Source organism: Pseudoduganella danionis, from assembly GCF_009720775.1.
Taxonomy (GTDB): domain Bacteria; phylum Pseudomonadota; class Gammaproteobacteria; order Burkholderiales; family Burkholderiaceae_D; genus Rugamonas; species Rugamonas danionis.
The window spans coordinates 1,076,624-1,091,133 of the sequence record NZ_WNKW01000001.1; the positions used below are offsets into that span (position 1 = coordinate 1,076,624).

General features: G+C 61.1%; 15 protein-coding genes. 1 reads left to right on the forward strand and 14 read right to left on the reverse strand.

Annotated elements, in window-relative coordinates; translation table 11 throughout:
- Positions 1-21 precede the first annotated feature (21 nt).
- From GM655_RS04610 to GM655_RS04620, 3 genes are all read right to left on the reverse strand, one after another.
- Entirely contained in the window at positions 22-786 is a 765-nt protein-coding gene (locus tag GM655_RS04610; RefSeq protein WP_155433409.1) for a sulfite exporter TauE/SafE family protein, read from the reverse strand.
- 97 nt (positions 787-883) lie between these two features.
- Complete coding sequence (locus GM655_RS04615; RefSeq protein WP_155433410.1) at positions 884-1,084, reverse strand: heavy-metal-associated domain-containing protein; 201 nt, start codon at positions 1,082-1,084, stop codon at positions 884-886.
- Between the two features lie 71 nt (positions 1,085-1,155).
- A complete protein-coding gene (locus GM655_RS04620) occupies positions 1,156-1,440 on the reverse strand; it encodes a type II toxin-antitoxin system HicB family antitoxin (RefSeq protein WP_155433411.1) in 285 nt (94 codons plus the stop codon).
- Between the two features lie 274 nt (positions 1,441-1,714).
- Between GM655_RS04620 and GM655_RS04625 the strand changes: the two genes are divergently transcribed.
- Positions 1,715-2,347: a CCXG family PEP-CTERM protein gene (locus GM655_RS04625; RefSeq protein ID WP_155433412.1), complete on the forward strand. Its 633-nt coding sequence runs from the start codon at positions 1,715-1,717 to the stop codon at positions 2,345-2,347.
- A 63-nt stretch (positions 2,348-2,410) separates the two neighbouring features.
- Here GM655_RS04625 and GM655_RS04630 read toward each other — a convergent pair whose 3' ends face one another.
- From GM655_RS04630 to GM655_RS04680, 11 genes are all read right to left on the reverse strand, one after another.
- On the reverse strand, positions 2,411-3,745 hold the full coding sequence (locus GM655_RS04630) for a carbohydrate porin (protein WP_155433413.1): 1,335 nt from the start codon (positions 3,743-3,745) through the stop codon (positions 2,411-2,413).
- A gap of 317 nt (positions 3,746-4,062) precedes the next feature.
- Entirely contained in the window at positions 4,063-5,904 is a 1,842-nt protein-coding gene (locus GM655_RS04635; RefSeq protein WP_155433414.1) for a PhoH family protein, read from the reverse strand.
- A gap of 310 nt (positions 5,905-6,214) precedes the next feature.
- On the reverse strand, positions 6,215-6,679 hold the full coding sequence (locus GM655_RS04640; RefSeq protein ID WP_371866703.1) for a peroxiredoxin: 465 nt from the start codon (positions 6,677-6,679) through the stop codon (positions 6,215-6,217).
- 59 nt (positions 6,680-6,738) lie between these two features.
- Positions 6,739-7,695: a polysaccharide deacetylase family protein gene (locus GM655_RS04645; RefSeq protein WP_155434131.1), complete on the reverse strand. Its 957-nt coding sequence runs from the start codon at positions 7,693-7,695 to the stop codon at positions 6,739-6,741.
- Positions 7,696-7,743: 48 nt separating this feature from the next.
- Entirely contained in the window at positions 7,744-8,796 is a 1,053-nt protein-coding gene (locus tag GM655_RS04650) for a bifunctional UDP-4-keto-pentose/UDP-xylose synthase (protein ID WP_155433415.1), read from the reverse strand.
- Between the two features lie 39 nt (positions 8,797-8,835).
- Complete coding sequence (locus GM655_RS04655) at positions 8,836-9,804, reverse strand: formyltransferase (RefSeq protein ID WP_229632368.1); 969 nt, start codon at positions 9,802-9,804, stop codon at positions 8,836-8,838.
- On the reverse strand, positions 9,797-10,792 hold the full coding sequence (locus GM655_RS04660; RefSeq protein ID WP_155433416.1) for a glycosyltransferase: 996 nt from the start codon (positions 10,790-10,792) through the stop codon (positions 9,797-9,799). Before GM655_RS04660 ends, GM655_RS04655 begins: the two co-directional genes overlap by 8 nt.
- An 11-nt stretch (positions 10,793-10,803) precedes the next feature.
- Positions 10,804-11,943, reverse strand: coding sequence for a DegT/DnrJ/EryC1/StrS family aminotransferase (locus GM655_RS04665; protein WP_155433417.1), 1,140 nt, complete (start codon positions 11,941-11,943; stop codon positions 10,804-10,806).
- Positions 11,944-12,002: 59 nt separating this feature from the next.
- Complete coding sequence (locus GM655_RS04670) at positions 12,003-12,374, reverse strand: SMR family transporter (RefSeq protein ID WP_155433418.1); 372 nt, start codon at positions 12,372-12,374, stop codon at positions 12,003-12,005.
- Between the two features lie 70 nt (positions 12,375-12,444).
- On the reverse strand, positions 12,445-14,106 hold the full coding sequence (locus tag GM655_RS04675) for a glycosyltransferase family 39 protein (RefSeq protein WP_155433419.1): 1,662 nt from the start codon (positions 14,104-14,106) through the stop codon (positions 12,445-12,447).
- A complete protein-coding gene (locus GM655_RS04680; RefSeq protein ID WP_155433420.1) occupies positions 14,106-14,498 on the reverse strand; it encodes an Mth938-like domain-containing protein in 393 nt (130 codons plus the stop codon). Before GM655_RS04680 ends, GM655_RS04675 begins: the two co-directional genes overlap by 1 nt.
- Between the last annotated feature and the right edge of the window lie 12 nt (positions 14,499-14,510).

Consider the following 14,510-nt stretch of genomic DNA (forward strand, 5'->3'; position numbering starts at 1 on the left):
GACTGGCCTCTAGCCTTTAGCTCAGGCGCGCATAAACATCCACACGGTCAGGCTGGCACCGACCAGCACCACAAAGGCGCGCATGACTTTTTCCGGCAGGCGGTGGATTAGCCAGCCGCCCACAAAGCCTCCGGCAATGCCGCCTGCGCACAGGGCCAGTGCGGCAGGCCAGCTAATCAGCGAGGAGCTGGCGAAGATGGCTGCCGCGGCGGCATTCATGGCCATGGCCAGCACATTCTTGGTCGCGGTCGCGGCACGCACCTGCTGGCCGGCGATGGTCAGCGCAGCCAGCATCAGGAAACCGATGCCGCCACCAAAATAACCACCGTAGACCGCGATGCAGCTCTGCACCAGGATCAGGGTCCAGCGCGGCATGCTGCTGGCTGCGTGCAGCGGCTTTTTGCGGAAGCTGCCCCAGGCGAACACGCTGGTGGCAAACAGCACCAGCCAGGGCACCAGCCGGGCAAAGAACGAAGGCGGGGTGTTGAGCAGCAGGATGGCGCCGAACAGGCCGCCGATGGCGCTGATGATCAGCATCTGGCGGAAGGTCAGCGGGCCCACATCGGCCACCAGTTTGCGCCCCGCATAGCCGGACGTGATCTGGCTGGGGAACAGGGCAATGGTGGAAGTCATATTCGCCGCCAGCGGGTTCAGGCCGGCCAGCAGCAGGGCAGGGAAGGTGATGAAGGAGCCGCCACCGGCAAGGGCATTCTGTACGCCGGCCAGAAAACCGGCCGTGGCAACCATCAGTATCAGGGGGAGATCAAGAGCGGGTACGGGAAGCATGAGTGGGCGCCCGGCAGGCGGGTTGCAACGGTTAAAGTGGAATTGTGACCGTTGATTATAACCGCGCCTGCCTGAGCCCGTGCCGGGCCAGTTGCTGCTAGCTGGCCGCGCTGACGGGATAGCCAGCCTGCACGATGGCAGCCGTCAGGGCCGGCAACGCCGTGCTGCTGTCGATGCGGACTTGTTTGCTGGCCAGATCGATCTCGACGCGGGCTGCGGCATCGACGGCCTGTACGGCTTTGGTGACAGCACCCACGCAGTGGTTGCAGCTCATATTTTCTACCTGTAATTGATACATCGTAATTCTCCGTAGTCGGTGACGATGATCATACTGTAGCCCTTACCACAGTGGGAAGGGCAAGCAGTGTTTCAGGTTTCTGGTGGGTCGTCGAGTTTGGACAGGTCGAGGCAGACCAGCGCCCAGATGCCGCCTGCATAATCTGGCTGGCTGGACAGGCGTTCCACTTCGGAGGGCTTGATTTCGAAGGCGCGGCCCTGTTCGACCAACTGGCCGACGTGGCCGTAGATGGCCTTGGTGGCATTGCTCATGGCTTTGCCTACGGTCTCGCCGCTGGTGACGCAGCCGGGGATATCGGGCACGGTGACACCGTAGCGGCTGCCATCGCGCTTGCGGATCAGGATAGGGATGTCCATGGTCTCACCTCAGCTCGGTCCGTAGGGCAGGGAATACAGGGCCTGGCTGTCTAGTTTCATACAGCTTGAGAGCAGTTTCAAGCACTTTCGAAGTTAACCTCGTGCTACAAAAGTTAAAAATTTATTCTTGACATCACATGTTTCCAAAGATATCATCTATTTAATTCTCTTGGGAATATATTATTACTTTTGAGAAAGTGATGCGCTAGGTTTCTTGTGGTAAATAATGCTGGCGAATCGAATCAGAAACGACAACTCATAAAACAGGGATACCATGAAAAACTTTAAATTTGCCGCTCTGGCACTGGCCTTGGCCGCTATCGGTAGCGCCAACGCAGCCGTCATCACTTTCCAGACCGGCACTTCCACCGCTGGTATTCAAAGCACGGCGCAAGCTTATGCCGATGTCGTCAATGCGGCAGTTTCCGCCCCGGGCGCCCATTCGGTAGTGTTGTCCTCGTACGACAACGTCTCGAACAACAGCATTTTCCACGCTGGCACCAACAATATCGCATTCAAATCGACCATTAATTTCGGCCTGACCAGCGCCGGCACCTATTCGTTCCGCGCCGGAGTGGACTTCGGTAACGGTGGTGCAGTCTTCCTCGACGGCCAGGTAGTGGACATCAAGAAGAACGATATGTGGTGGGGCGGTAGCTACAGCAACAGCAGCCAGTACTTCCAGGTGTCGGGTGCAGCCCTGTCGGCTGGCAACCACACGCTGACCATCTATGGTCTGGAAGGTTGCTGCGATGGTGGCCAGCAGGTGCAGTTCGCCAAAGCGGGCGACGCCTATCAGAGCTTCAGCGCCAATACGCTGGCACCGGTACCAGAACCAGAAACCTATGCCATGCTGCTCGGTGGTCTGGCCATGCTGGGCGTCGTTGCCCGTCGTCGCCGCGCTTAAGCCTGTCGCGTACAGTCTGTAAAAAAGCCTGCCAGCATCACGCTGGCAGGCTTTTTTTATGTTTCAGAATTCCGTATGCAGACGTAGGGAGGCGATATCGACAGGCCCGCGCGCGGCATTGTAGGCTGGATGACGGATGCGCTGCCAGTCCAGCGTGAGTGCCAGCGACGGGTTCAGGGCCAGATTGTAATAGGCTTCCATGGCCTGTTCCTGCCGGTATTGCAGCGCGCCATCGCCGATGAAGAAGCTGATGCCACCTGCTGCCAGATAGGCCCGGCGCGCACCCGACAGGCCATTGCTGGCCACGGCCACGCCTATGCTGTCCCGGGCCCGCTGCCACGCCGTACCGCGCAGCACGGCGCCGGCCGTCAGCGATAGATCGATTTCCGTGAAGGCATAGGTTTCGGTCTGGCCATCGGCCTTGCTGTAGCGCCCGAACAGACCCAGATCCGCGCCGACAGCCTGCTCGACACTGATGCCCAGCCCCCGCTTGTGCTGGTCGCCACGGCGCACCAGACCGAGCTCGGGCGTGCTGCCCGTGCGGCTGGCTAGCTGCGTGGCGTCTTCAAATCGTGCCATGCGCAGATGGCTGTTAAAGGCCAGCGCGCGTACGCGGCCGGGCTGGCCCGCGAGCGTGTGCGCATGTTCGAGTTCGATCTGGTCGCCATAGTGCTGCCAGATTTTCGGATCGAGCGCTTGCTGGTTGGGCTGGCGCGGCTCGATAAAGCGGCCCGCGCGCAGCACCCAGTCATCGGCATAGCGCTCCAGCGCGGCACCCCAGGTATAGCCGCGCGCATCGGCCGCATAGTCGTAGGCGCCATAAGTCATCAGCGACCAGTTGAGGAACTGGGTACGCGGATCATGGGCATAGCTATTCGGATCGAACACATCGAGCACGCTCAGGTTGCCGGCCGTGAGTACCCAGCGGCGCCGGCTTTGCGTGCCGGCCAGCTGGTTGGCGGCCGATTCCAGCGCTTCCGTCTCGCCGTCCTGCTGCCAGCTCTGGCGCAGGAACAAGCGGGCGCGGTACAGCTTGAGGTTGCTGCCGGAAGCACGCCCCATGTCGCCATTGCTGAAGCCGCCCAGCCCCGTCAGGCCGGACAGGGGGATGCCCTGGGCCGCTTCCGGATTGACATACAGCTCGCCGCCCTGCCACGGGCGCCAGCCCAGTGCCAGCGTGGTGGTCCATGAGTAGCTGAGTTCGCGGTTGGTGCTCAGGCTGTTGGGGCCGGAATAGGCGGCCGCAAACGCATGCTTGTTCTGCCAGGTATAGGTGGATTGCAGGTGGGCATTCCAGTCTTCCGGCGTGGCAGCTTGGTCGGCATGGGCATAGCCGGTCAGCAGGGGCAGCACGGCGCAGCCAGTGAAGAATTTTGAACGAGAAAAAATACGACGCATACAGACTCCCGGTTCCCGCGCCGCTGGCGCAGGAGCGTGCCCGTGCCGCAGCGGCAGCAGGCAGATTGAAATGATGGGGAAGCGTGCGGCCGGATCTTGCGATCCGCCAGGTGCACTACCCGCCAGTCAGGCATGGTAGCGGCACGATGTGTCGTGCGGATTACCTTGCCTGTGACATGTCGAAAAATCGACGACTATAACTGTCCACAGGAATGACTCCGAAGTTGGGATGGCGCGATTATAGCTAAAAATAAACTAGCCCGCCGGCAGCAAGCTGCGGGCGGGCTAGTGGGCTAGCTAGGCCTAAGAGGCCGGGCTTACAGCACGTCGCTGGCGTGGTCGGCCAGACGCGAGCGTTCACCCCGGGCCAGCGTCACATGGCCGCTGTGCGACCAGCCTTTGAAGCGGTCGACCACATAGGTCAGGCCACTCGAACCTTCCGTCAGATACGGCGTGTCGATCTGGGCGATATTGCCCAGGCACAGGATCTTGGTGCCGGGACCGGCACGCGTGACCAGCGTCTTGACCTGTTTCGGCGTCAGATTCTGCGCTTCGTCGATGATCAGGAACTTGTTGACGAACGTACGGCCGCGCATGAAGTTGAGCGACTTGATCTTGATGCGCGAACGGATCAGATCCTGGGTAGCCGCACGGCCCCACTCGCCGCCATCGGAATCGGACTTGTTGAGCACTTCGAGGTTGTCGTCGAAGGCGCCCATCCATGGCGACATTTTTTCTTCTTCCGTGCCGGGCAGGAAGCCGATGTCTTCGCCCACGGGAACGGTGACGCGGGTCACGATGATCTCGTTGTACAGCTTGGTTTCTAGCACCTGCGCCAGACCGGCCGCCAGCGCCAGCAAGGTTTTACCCGTACCGGCCTGACCGAGCAGGGTGACGAAATCGCACTCGGGATTCATCAGCAGGTTCAGCGCGAAGTTCTGCTCGCGGTTGCGCGCCGTCACGCCCCACACACTGTTCTTGTTGTGGCTGTAGTCGCGCAGGGTTTGCAGCACGGCCGTCTTGCCGTTGATCTGCTTGACCTGACCGTAGAACGGCGCTTCGCCATTCTTCGGTTCGAGGAACACGAACTGGTTGACCAGCAGGCTGGGGATGAAGGGGCCCGTCACGCGGTAGAACGTCGCGCTCTGGCCGTTCTTGTTCTCCTGCCAGCTTTCCAGATCCTTGCCGTGCTTGCTCCAGAAATCATCGGGCAGTTGCACGATGCCCGAGTACAGCAGGTCGGTATCTTCGAGTACGTGGTCGTTGAAATAGTCTTCCGCCGGCAGGCCCAGAGCACGCGCCTTGATGCGCATATTGATGTCTTTCGACACCAGTACCACATGGCGGCCATCCTGCTCCGCTTCGAGCGAACGCACCACCGACAGGATCTGGTTGTCGGCCTTGCCTACAGGCAGGCCCAGCGGCAGGTCGGCCGACTGGATACGGGTCTGGAAGTACAGCCGGCCCTTGGCATCTTTGTTGCCCAATTTGGACAGCGGGATGCCCTGATCGATCGCGTCGTCGTCCGTATTCGACATCAGCGCGTCCAGCGTGCGCGAGACCTGACGCGCATTGCGCGCCACTTCCGTCATGCCTTTCTTGTGGTTGTCGAGCTCTTCCAGCGTCATCATGGGCAGATACACGTCGTGCTCTTCGAAGCGGAACAGCGACGTTGGATCGTGCATCAGCACATTGGTGTCGAGCACGAACAGCTTGGTAGCGCCGGTCTGGTCGGCATGGCGGCTGGTGGACGATTTGAGCGGCACTTCCACCGGTTTGTGTTTGGCCGGATGGGGCGCTTTGGTGCTGATAGGCGTGACCTTGCTGCGCGCAGCAGGCGCGACCTTGGCCTTGGCTGGGGCTTTGGCGGGCTGGGCCGCCGGCTCGGCGGCAGCGGCGGCTTTCAGTACGGCCGGTGCCGCTTTCAATACGGCAGCCACGGCACTGCCTTTGCCGGCCTTGCTGGCGGCCGGCGCTTTCACTGCGGGCTGTGCTTTGGCCGCAGCGGTCTTGGCTTTGGCTGGCGCCGCTTTCTTGGTCGCAGCGGCCAGCTCAGGCTGGGCAGCCAGTGGCGCTATCGCGTGGGTGCCGCTGGCTTTGGGATAATCTTTGGCCAGCAATATGGTCGCTGGCTGACTTGGAATTTTTGGCAGTGGCATCAGGATCTCATTTTCAAAAAAGCTGGAGGAATCCGCCCATAGGCGCAGCGCGCTGCCGGGCGCGCAAGGCGGCTGGCAACGTTGCTACCGGATGGGGTGGATGCGAGGGAAAACAACTTACAAGACTGCCGACGGGCGCTCATCTTGCCCGGGGAAAGAACCGCATGGTGACCGGCTGGCCACCATGTTGGGTGGAAGAAAGTACAGTGCTGACTCAAGGATAGGTGCCGTTTAGGCTGTTACGCCTGCTTGGTTAATAAACGTCTTGCGACGTTCAGCAACGCTGGCGCTTGCAACACGCAACCGGTGATTAAGCCTGGTGCGCTACAAATTCCAGCACTTCATCGACGTGACCTGCAACCTTCACGCCTCTCCATTCTTTCACTATTTGACCTTGAGCGTCAATCACAAACGTGCTGCGTTCAATGCCACGTACAGTCTTACCATACATCTGTTTCATCTTCATGACGTCGAACAGCAGGCACAGCGTTTCGTCAGGATCGGAGATCAGTTCGAACGGCAGGCCCAGCTTGGTCTTGAAGCCTTCATGCGAGCGCAGCGAGTCGCGGCTGATGCCGTAGATTTCCGTGTCGGCGGCCTGAAACTGTGCATGCAGGTCACGGAAGGCAATGTTCTCGGTGGTGCAGCCCGGCGTATTGTCCTTGGGATAGAAGAACAGCACCGTGTAGCGGGCCGGACGGCCCGCCAACTGGAAGGTCTGGCCACCCGTCATGGCGGCGGAAAAATCACTTACTGCGGTAGGGCGGTCAGCCACAGGCGTCTCCTGTTCAGTTGTTGGTTGTGCGCGCCGACACTAGCTGGCAATAGCTTGTGCTAGTTGCGGCTAGCGGCACGGGCTGCGCCCTGAACGATCAACTGTCCCGAGCGGCCCGGCAGTTCGCCCCAGGTTATCGGGCAAACGGGCAAGGTCTGGTGCTGCACTTTCTGGTAGTAGTCGGCCATGGACGCGAGCTGATAGCCTTGCGCTTTCCATCCGGCCAGCAATTGCTCGAAGATGGGGGCAAGTTTTTGTCCTTCAAGCTCAGCATGCAAAGTATATACATGGTCGCGCGTGGCGCCGGCCGTTAGCTGCAGCAGGAAGTCGGCAATATTCGCCGTGCTGATGGTCACGCCGTTGATTTCGCGGCCCAGCAGTTCATCCAGCGTGGGCAGGGTGGTCGGTAGCTGCACGTGTTTGAGTACCGTAGCACCATCGCTGAGCCGGTGCGGGCCGTCGGCCGGGTTGGCCAGCGTGCCATCGTCGTTCAGGCGGCAGCGGCCGTCGGAGGCATAGGCATAGCCGGCCGTGTCATGTTCGGCAAACGCGGCAGCATTCATCTGCCAGCCGGCTGCGCCATGGGTGCGCGGCGCTACGCCATACACCTGGCTGAAGCGGGCGGCAGCCTTGCGCATCATGCTGGTAGTCCAGCCGGCATCGCGCTGCGCCACATTGTCCTGCCACAGCACGTGGTCCCAGGTGTGGATGCCGCATTCGAAACCGGCCGCCTGCACGCTGCGCAGTTCGGCGGCGCACTGTTTGCCGATGTCCGGCCCCGGTAGCAGGGTGCCGTACATCAGCGTTTTCAGACCGTAATGCTCGACCACCGAGGTGCGCGAGACTTTGCTGAAAAAACCGGGACGCAGGGCGCGGCGCAAAGCCCAGCCCGTATGATCTGGCCCCAGCGAGAACAGGAAGGTGGCGCCGGCCTGATGGGCCGACAGCATGCGCACCAGATTCAGGGTGCCTTCCCGGGTGCCGCGATAGGTGTCGATGTCGATCTTCAACACCATCAGCGGTTTAGTCGTCGCAGTCGTCTCGGTCAAGGTCAAGGTCAGGTCTTAGTCCATCAGTTTCTGCGCTTCGGCTACCTGGCTGCGGTAGGCGTCGAAGATTTTTTTCAGGGCATCGGCCATGGTGGTGGTCGGTTTCCAGCCCAGCTCTTCGCAGGTGTTGGTGATTTTCGGTACGCGGTTTTTCACGTCCTGATAGCCGGCGCCGTAGTAGGCACCCGAGGTGGTTTCCACGATCTGCACTTTGGCGGCGCCTTCAGCGTACTCTGGGTACTGTGGTGCCAGTTTCAGCATCATGTCGGCCAGTTCGCGGATCGAGTAGTTGTTGACCGGGTTGCCGATGTTGTAGATCTTGCCGCTGGCAGCACCGTTCTTGTTCTCGATGATTTTCATCAGCGCATCGATACCGTCGTCGATGTCGGTGAACGCACGCTTCTGGTGGCCGCCGTCCACCAGCGAGATGTTCTCGCCGCGTACGATGTGGCCGAAGAACTGGGTCACCACGCGCGAGGAACCTTCTTTCGGCGTGTGGATCGAGTCCAGACCAGCGCCGATCCAGTTAAATGGACGGAACAGCGTGAAGTTCAGGCCTTCCATGCCGTAGCCCCAGATCACGCGGTCCATCAGCTGCTTGGCGTTGGAGTAGATCCAGCGTGGCTTGTTGATCGGGCCGCAGATCAGTTCCGAGTTTTCCGGATCGAACTCTTCGTCGTGGCACATGCCATACACTTCCGAAGTCGATGGGAAGACCAGATGCTTGCCGTACTTGGCCGCCGAACGCACGATAGGCAGGTTGGCTTCGAAGTCCAGTTCGAACACGCGCAGCGGCGCCTTGACGTAGGTGGACGGGGTGGCAATTGCTACCAGTGGCAGGATCACGTCGCATTTCTTGACGTGGTATTCCACCCACTCCTTGTTGATGGTGATGTCGCCTTCGAAGAAGTGCATGCGCGACTTGTAGCTCTCATTCTCCAGCAGGTCGGTGATGCGGTCGGTATTCATGTCCATACCGTACACGTGCCAATCGGTGGTTTCCAGAATGCGCTTGGACAGGTGATGGCCGATGAAGCCATTGACGCCGAGGATGAGGACTTTTTTCATATGCTGTTTTCCAGTGAGTGTTCAGTAGCCGCCGGACTATCAGGCTGCCAGACGGGTTTGCAACTGCTGGGCCGAGATGGCCACGCCATCGGCCGTAATAGCGAGTATGGTAATAATGCCACCATCGCCGCAGACGCCAAAAACGCAATTATCCACTACTGTCAAGCCGAGTGGCAAACTTCGCGCTGCAACATTGTCGGTTTTGCCATTCTGCAGTACACCGTGACGGTCGCCTAGACGGGCCCGTTCGATCACATAGCGCACCCCGTTGACATCGGTGAACGCGCCCGGATATGGCGGCGCCACCGCGCGGTGCAGGTTGTACACCTGCTGCGCCGGCAAATGCCAGTCGATGCGGCCATCTTCGGGCTTGCGCCCGCTGAAATAGCCACCCTTGCTGAGGTCATTATTGATGCGTGGCGCCGTGCCATCGAGCAGCGAAGGCAGCACGCGCCACAGCGCCTGCTCGGCCGCTACGGTGACTTTGCCGAAGACTTCGAAGGCCGTATCGTCGGGCAAGATGGGCACTACCATCTGCGACACGATGGCGCCGGCATCGGGCTTGACCGTCATTTCATGCAGCGTTGCGCCAGTCTCGGTCGCGCCATGCAGCACGGCCCAGTTGACGGGCGCGCGGCCGCGGAATTCCGGCAGCAGCGAACCGTGCATATTGAAGGCCGGTGCCACTTCCAGCAGGCTGGCCGGCAGCATGTGGCGGTAGTAGAAGCTGAAGATGAATTCAGGATCGGCCGCCTTCACTTGCGCCAGCAGTTCCGCCGATTTGGCGTCGGGCGGCGTGATGTAGGGGATGCCTTCGGTCTGGCACAGGCTGACGACGGATTCGAACCAGATATTCTCCGTCGCGCTGTCCTCGTGGGTCACCACCAGCGCCACATCGACGCCGCCGGCCAGCAGCACCTTGAGGCAGCGTACGCCCACATTATGGTAGGCGAATACCACGGCGCGCGGACGTGGCTCGGGTTCGTAGCTGTTCATGGCATCAGTCATGGGGACGTCCTACCGTGCGTTTTTCCACGCCTTGCGGTGTATCCAGCGCTTGGCCCGGTTGCTGTTCGAGGATGGTCTGCACCACATAGCGCGGACGCGCGCGTACCTGCTGGAAGATGCGGCCCACGTATTCACCGAGCAGACCGATACCGAACAGTATGGTGCCCATGAAGAAGAAGGCAATCGCGAACAGCGTGAACAGGCCTTCCGCCTCGGCGCCGAGGAATAATCGGCGCACCAGCAGCACGGCTACCAGCAGCGCCGAAGCGAGCGACAGCAGGATGCCGAACATGGAGAAGAACTGCAGCGGCACCAGCGAGAAGCCGGTCACCAGATCGAAGTTCAGGCGGATCAGGCTATACAGCGAATACTTCGATTCGCCGGCCGCGCGCTCTTCGTGTTCGACGATGATTTCCGTCGGGTTGCGCGCAAAGCGATAGGCCAGCGCCGGCACGAAGGTATTCACTTCGCCGCACTGGTTGACCAGATCGATCACATTGCGGCCATAGGCGCGCAGCATATTGCCCTGATCCGTGATCTTGATGTTGGTGATGTTCTCGCGCAGGTGGTTCATGGCCTTGGAGGCATAGGTGCGCCAGGCGCTGTCCTGGCGCTTGCGGCGGATCGAGCCGACGTAGTCATAGCCTTCGCGAACCTTGGCCACCAGATTGCCAATTTCCTCGGGCGGGTTCTGCAGGTCGGCGTCGAGCGTGATCATAATCTCGCCGCGGGCCGCTTCGAAGCCGGCCAGTATCGCCATGTGCTGGCCGTAGTTACCGTTGAACAGTACCACGCGCGTCACGTCGGGACGGGCGCGGAACTGCTCGGCCAGGATCGACACCGAGTTATCGCGGCTGCCGTCGTTGACGAACACGATTTCGTAGCGGCTACCGAGCTTGTCGAGCGCCGGATACAGACGGTCGAACAGGGTCTGCAGGCCGGCCTGCTCGTTATACACGGGGATAACGACGGAGATTTCTGGTTTCATTGCGGTCGTACTCATTTGATCAGGATCGCTTTCACGGCGGCCACGGTGCGTTCGACGTCGGCCATGGTCATGGCGTAGAACATCGGCAGCGTCACGGTCAGTCGGCCTATGCGTTCAGCCACGGGGAACATGCCTTCCTTGAAGCCGCGTTCGCGGTACATGGTGAACAGGTGGATAGGCGCATAGTGGTAGCCGGTGCCGATGTTATAGCCTTCCTGCAGTGCGCGCATGAAATTGGCGCGGGTGCCGGGGCCGTTATCGGGCAGGATGATCTGGAACAGGTGGTAGTTGCTGCTGTCGAAAGCCTGCAGCGGCAACTGGGCGCCCGACTTGGCTTCGAAGTCCGTGCCGAAGCACTCGTAGTAGTGGCGTGCCAGTGCGCGGCGGTGCGCCGTGATGGCGGCGATATTGGCGAACTGGCCCAGACCGATGGCGGCCATGATGTCGCTCATATTGTATTTGCCGCCGAGGACATCGACATCGATGCCATCGACACCGCTGCGGGTCACGCCCTGCAGGCGGTATTTTTCGGCCAGACGGGCTTCCTCCGGCGTGTTCAGTACCAGCGCGCCGCCTTCGCCGGTGGTGATGTTCTTGTTGGCCTGGAAGCTGAACGAGACGAAGTCGCCAAAGGCACCGATGCGCTGGCCCTTCCATTCCGAGCCGAAGGCTTGCGCCGCATCTTCCACCACGCGCAGATTGTGCTTGCGGGCGATCGCGTACAGCCGGTCCATATCGACGGGCAGGCCGGACAGGTAGACCGGAATGATGGCCTTGGTACGCGGGGTAATGGCCGCTTCGACCTTGTCCAGATCAAGATTGCGCGTGATCGGGTCGATGTCGGCGAACACCGGAGTGGCGCCCACTTCGATGATGACGTTGGCCGTGGCCACCCACGAAATCGGCGTGGTGATCACTTCGTCGCCCGGGCCTATGCCGGCGATGCGCAGGGCGATCTCCATGGTGCAGGTGCCGGAATTGAAGGTGCGCACAGGGCGGCCACCGAAGTATTCCGACATCTGCGCTTCGAAAGCCTGAACTTTCGGGCCGCTGGTGATCCAGCCGGAACGCAGCACGTCGCCGACGGCAGCAATGGTGGCTTCATCGATAGTGGGCTTGGAGAAGGGCAGGAAAGGCAGGGCTGAGGTCATGGTATGTGTAGGGTAGTTAGTCTGGGTCAGACAGTATGGGCCGCATTCTAAAGCCAGACTCAGGTCCGCGCCAACAGGGCGACGCCGACCAGAATCACGGCAATGGCGAACAGGCGCTGGAAAGTCAGCGCTTCGCCGAACAAATACCACGCGCCGATGGCGGTGACTACATAGCCCAGCGACAGCATGGGGTAGGCGATCGACACATCGACGCGCGACAGGGCGATGATCCACAATACCACCGACAGCACGTAGCAGGTCAGGCCGCCGATGATGGGCAGCTGGGTGGCGACTTTCAGGCCGACGCTGAACAGATTGCTCAGGGTCAGGTGGATTTCGCCCATATTGCGCGCGCCCGCTTTGAGCAGCAACTGGGCCACGGCGTTGAGCAGCACGCCGAATGCGATAAGAATGAAGGTGGCAATATTCATGCAGTAAATCAGACTTTCAAATCAGCGCTGGCGCGGATGCGGCGCCAGCTCGGGGGATGGTACTTGGTGTTTACAGATTGGCCACCACGACGCGGCGGGTATCCTGCACCACCACGCGCATGGTCAGGCCTTGCTGTTTCAGTTCGGCGTATTTTTCCGGACTGATGATGGCCAGCGCTTTCACGCCTGCCTTGCTGTGCTGCTGCCAGCGTTCGACGAACTGTTCGACCTTGGGAATGGACAGCTCCGGCTGCTGGCTCAGGCCGAACGTGAATTCGTCCCAGTAGTCCACCAGCGTGACCGGACGGCGCAGGTAGAAGGTCATCGACTGTTCGTAGGTGGCCACCGAGTAGATCGGTGTATCCGCTTTCAGCTCCGGCAGCATTTTGAGCGCTGCAGTCTTACCGGCGCGCATGGCGCCGTAAGGTTCAAAGCCCGTAAGTATCAGTTCGGTGGCGGCAAAGCCGGCGATCGCCATGGTCAGCACGGTCAGGTCGCGGCGCAGGTGGCGCGCATGCAGCAGGGCCACGGCACCGCCGGCAGCGGTGATGATGGCGGCTGCCAGCACCCACGGCTGGTAGGCCACCAGCAGCTTGGTCTCGCTGGCATGGCGTACGCCGACATTGACCATCTGCGGCACGGCGATGATGCCGGCGATGCCGATGACCACCAGCAGGCCGGCCGCGATAATGCGGCTGCGGCGCGGCGCGGTTTCCAGATAGACGGCCAGCAGCAGGGCCAGCGCCGGGAAGATGGGCAGGATGTAGCCGGGCAGTTTGGAGCTCGAATAGCTGAAGAAGGTGAAAATGAACACGCTCCAGATCAGCAGCAGCAGGCGCGGCTGGAAACGGGTTTCGACGCGGCGGCGGCCGGCGGCCAGCAGCGCTTGCGGCAATATGCCCAGCCACGGCAGGATGCCCGGTGCCAGCAGCACGAAGAAGTAGTACCACGCGCCTTCGCGGTGGTGGGTCTTGAGGAAGAAGCGTTCCCAGTGCTCGTGCACGAAGAAGAAGTGCGGCTGTTCGGGGTTGCGCAGGCCCACCAGCACGAACCACGGCGTGGCAACAGCGAAGAACAGCAGCAGGCCTTTGCCCAGATGCAGACGCTTCCAGATGGCGAAGTCGCCCGACAGCAGCGAATACAGCACCAGCACGGCGCCGGGCAGCACCAGTCCGATCAGGCCCTTGGCCAGCACGGCCAGCGCCATGCCGGTCCAGCACAGCAGCATCCAGTTGCGCTGTTCGCTGGCCGTGGCGTCGTCGCGCTGGGCGATCAGCACTGAGCACAGGACGATGGCCATCATGCCGGACAGGCTCATATCGAGCGAATCGATCTGGCCGGAAGCCACCCAGAACAGGCTGGAGCCGAGCGCCAGTGCCGCGTAGAAGCCCACGCGCGGGCCGAACACGCGCGTGCCCGCATAGCCGCTCAGCAGCACACCGAGCAGGCCGCACAGGCCCGTCCACAGGCGCGCCTGCCATTCACCGAGGCCGAAGGCGGCGAACGACAGCGCGTTCATCCAGGTCTGCAGCGGCGGTTTCTCGAAGTATTTGATACCGTTCAGGCGCGTGGTGATCCAGTCGCCGCTGGCGAACATTTCGCGCGCCATTTCCGCATAGCGGCCCTCATCGGGCGGTACCAGGGTACGCACGCCCAGTGCATACAGCCAGACCAGGATGAACACGGTCAGCAGCGACCAAAGGACTTTCTTGTTGTTATACAGATCGTTCATCAGGCGGCAGACTCCCCTTGCGGTGGAATGATCAGGGCCAGCGTGACCTTGCGGCCTTCGCCCATCAGGATGTTGTAAGTGCGGCAGGCAGCCTGGCTATCCATGCATTCCACGCCGATGCGGCGCATGGTCAGGGCGGCCGTCAGGCGCGGGTGGATGAAGCGCTGGCGCTCGCCCGTGCCGAGGATGACCACGTCGGGGTTGTCGGCACCTATTTGCTGGAAATGGGCTTCGGTAATGCTTTCGAAAGTGGGGGCATCCCAGGCGCGCGGTGCCACTTCGGGCATGACGATCAGGCTGTAATCGTAGCGCTGGGCATTGATTTCGACGCCAGCGGCGTCGTAGCCGGTGACGGTTTGGTATTTCTGGGTATCGCTGGCGTGAAGCTTCATGGGGCGGTGTTA

Excerpts from the sequence above, each read along its gene's own strand:
- GM655_RS04610 (WP_155433409.1), bottom strand. The coding sequence starts at position 786 with ATGCTTCCCGTACCCGCTCTTGATCTCCCCCTGATACTGATGGTTGCC.
- GM655_RS04615 (WP_155433410.1), bottom strand. The coding sequence starts at position 1,084 with ATGTATCAATTACAGGTAGAAAATATGAGCTGCAACCACTGCGTGGGT.
- GM655_RS04620 (WP_155433411.1), bottom strand. The coding sequence starts at position 1,440 with ATGGACATCCCTATCCTGATCCGCAAGCGCGATGGCAGCCGCTACGGT.
- GM655_RS04625 (WP_155433412.1), top strand. The coding sequence starts at position 1,715 with ATGAAAAACTTTAAATTTGCCGCTCTGGCACTGGCCTTGGCCGCTATC.
- GM655_RS04630 (WP_155433413.1), bottom strand. The coding sequence starts at position 3,745 with ATGCGTCGTATTTTTTCTCGTTCAAAATTCTTCACTGGCTGCGCCGTG.
- GM655_RS04635 (WP_155433414.1), bottom strand. The coding sequence starts at position 5,904 with ATGCCACTGCCAAAAATTCCAAGTCAGCCAGCGACCATATTGCTGGCC.
- GM655_RS04645 (WP_155434131.1), bottom strand. The coding sequence starts at position 7,695 with ATGGTGTTGAAGATCGACATCGACACCTATCGCGGCACCCGGGAAGGC.
- GM655_RS04650 (WP_155433415.1), bottom strand. The coding sequence starts at position 8,796 with ATGAAAAAAGTCCTCATCCTCGGCGTCAATGGCTTCATCGGCCATCAC.
- GM655_RS04655 (WP_229632368.1), bottom strand. The coding sequence starts at position 9,804 with ATGACTGATGCCATGAACAGCTACGAACCCGAGCCACGTCCGCGCGCC.
- GM655_RS04660 (WP_155433416.1), bottom strand. The coding sequence starts at position 10,792 with ATGAAACCAGAAATCTCCGTCGTTATCCCCGTGTATAACGAGCAGGCC.
- GM655_RS04665 (WP_155433417.1), bottom strand. The coding sequence starts at position 11,943 with ATGACCTCAGCCCTGCCTTTCCTGCCCTTCTCCAAGCCCACTATCGAT.
- GM655_RS04670 (WP_155433418.1), bottom strand. The coding sequence starts at position 12,374 with ATGAATATTGCCACCTTCATTCTTATCGCATTCGGCGTGCTGCTCAAC.
- GM655_RS04675 (WP_155433419.1), bottom strand. The coding sequence starts at position 14,106 with ATGAACGATCTGTATAACAACAAGAAAGTCCTTTGGTCGCTGCTGACC.
- GM655_RS04680 (WP_155433420.1), bottom strand. The coding sequence starts at position 14,498 with ATGAAGCTTCACGCCAGCGATACCCAGAAATACCAAACCGTCACCGGC.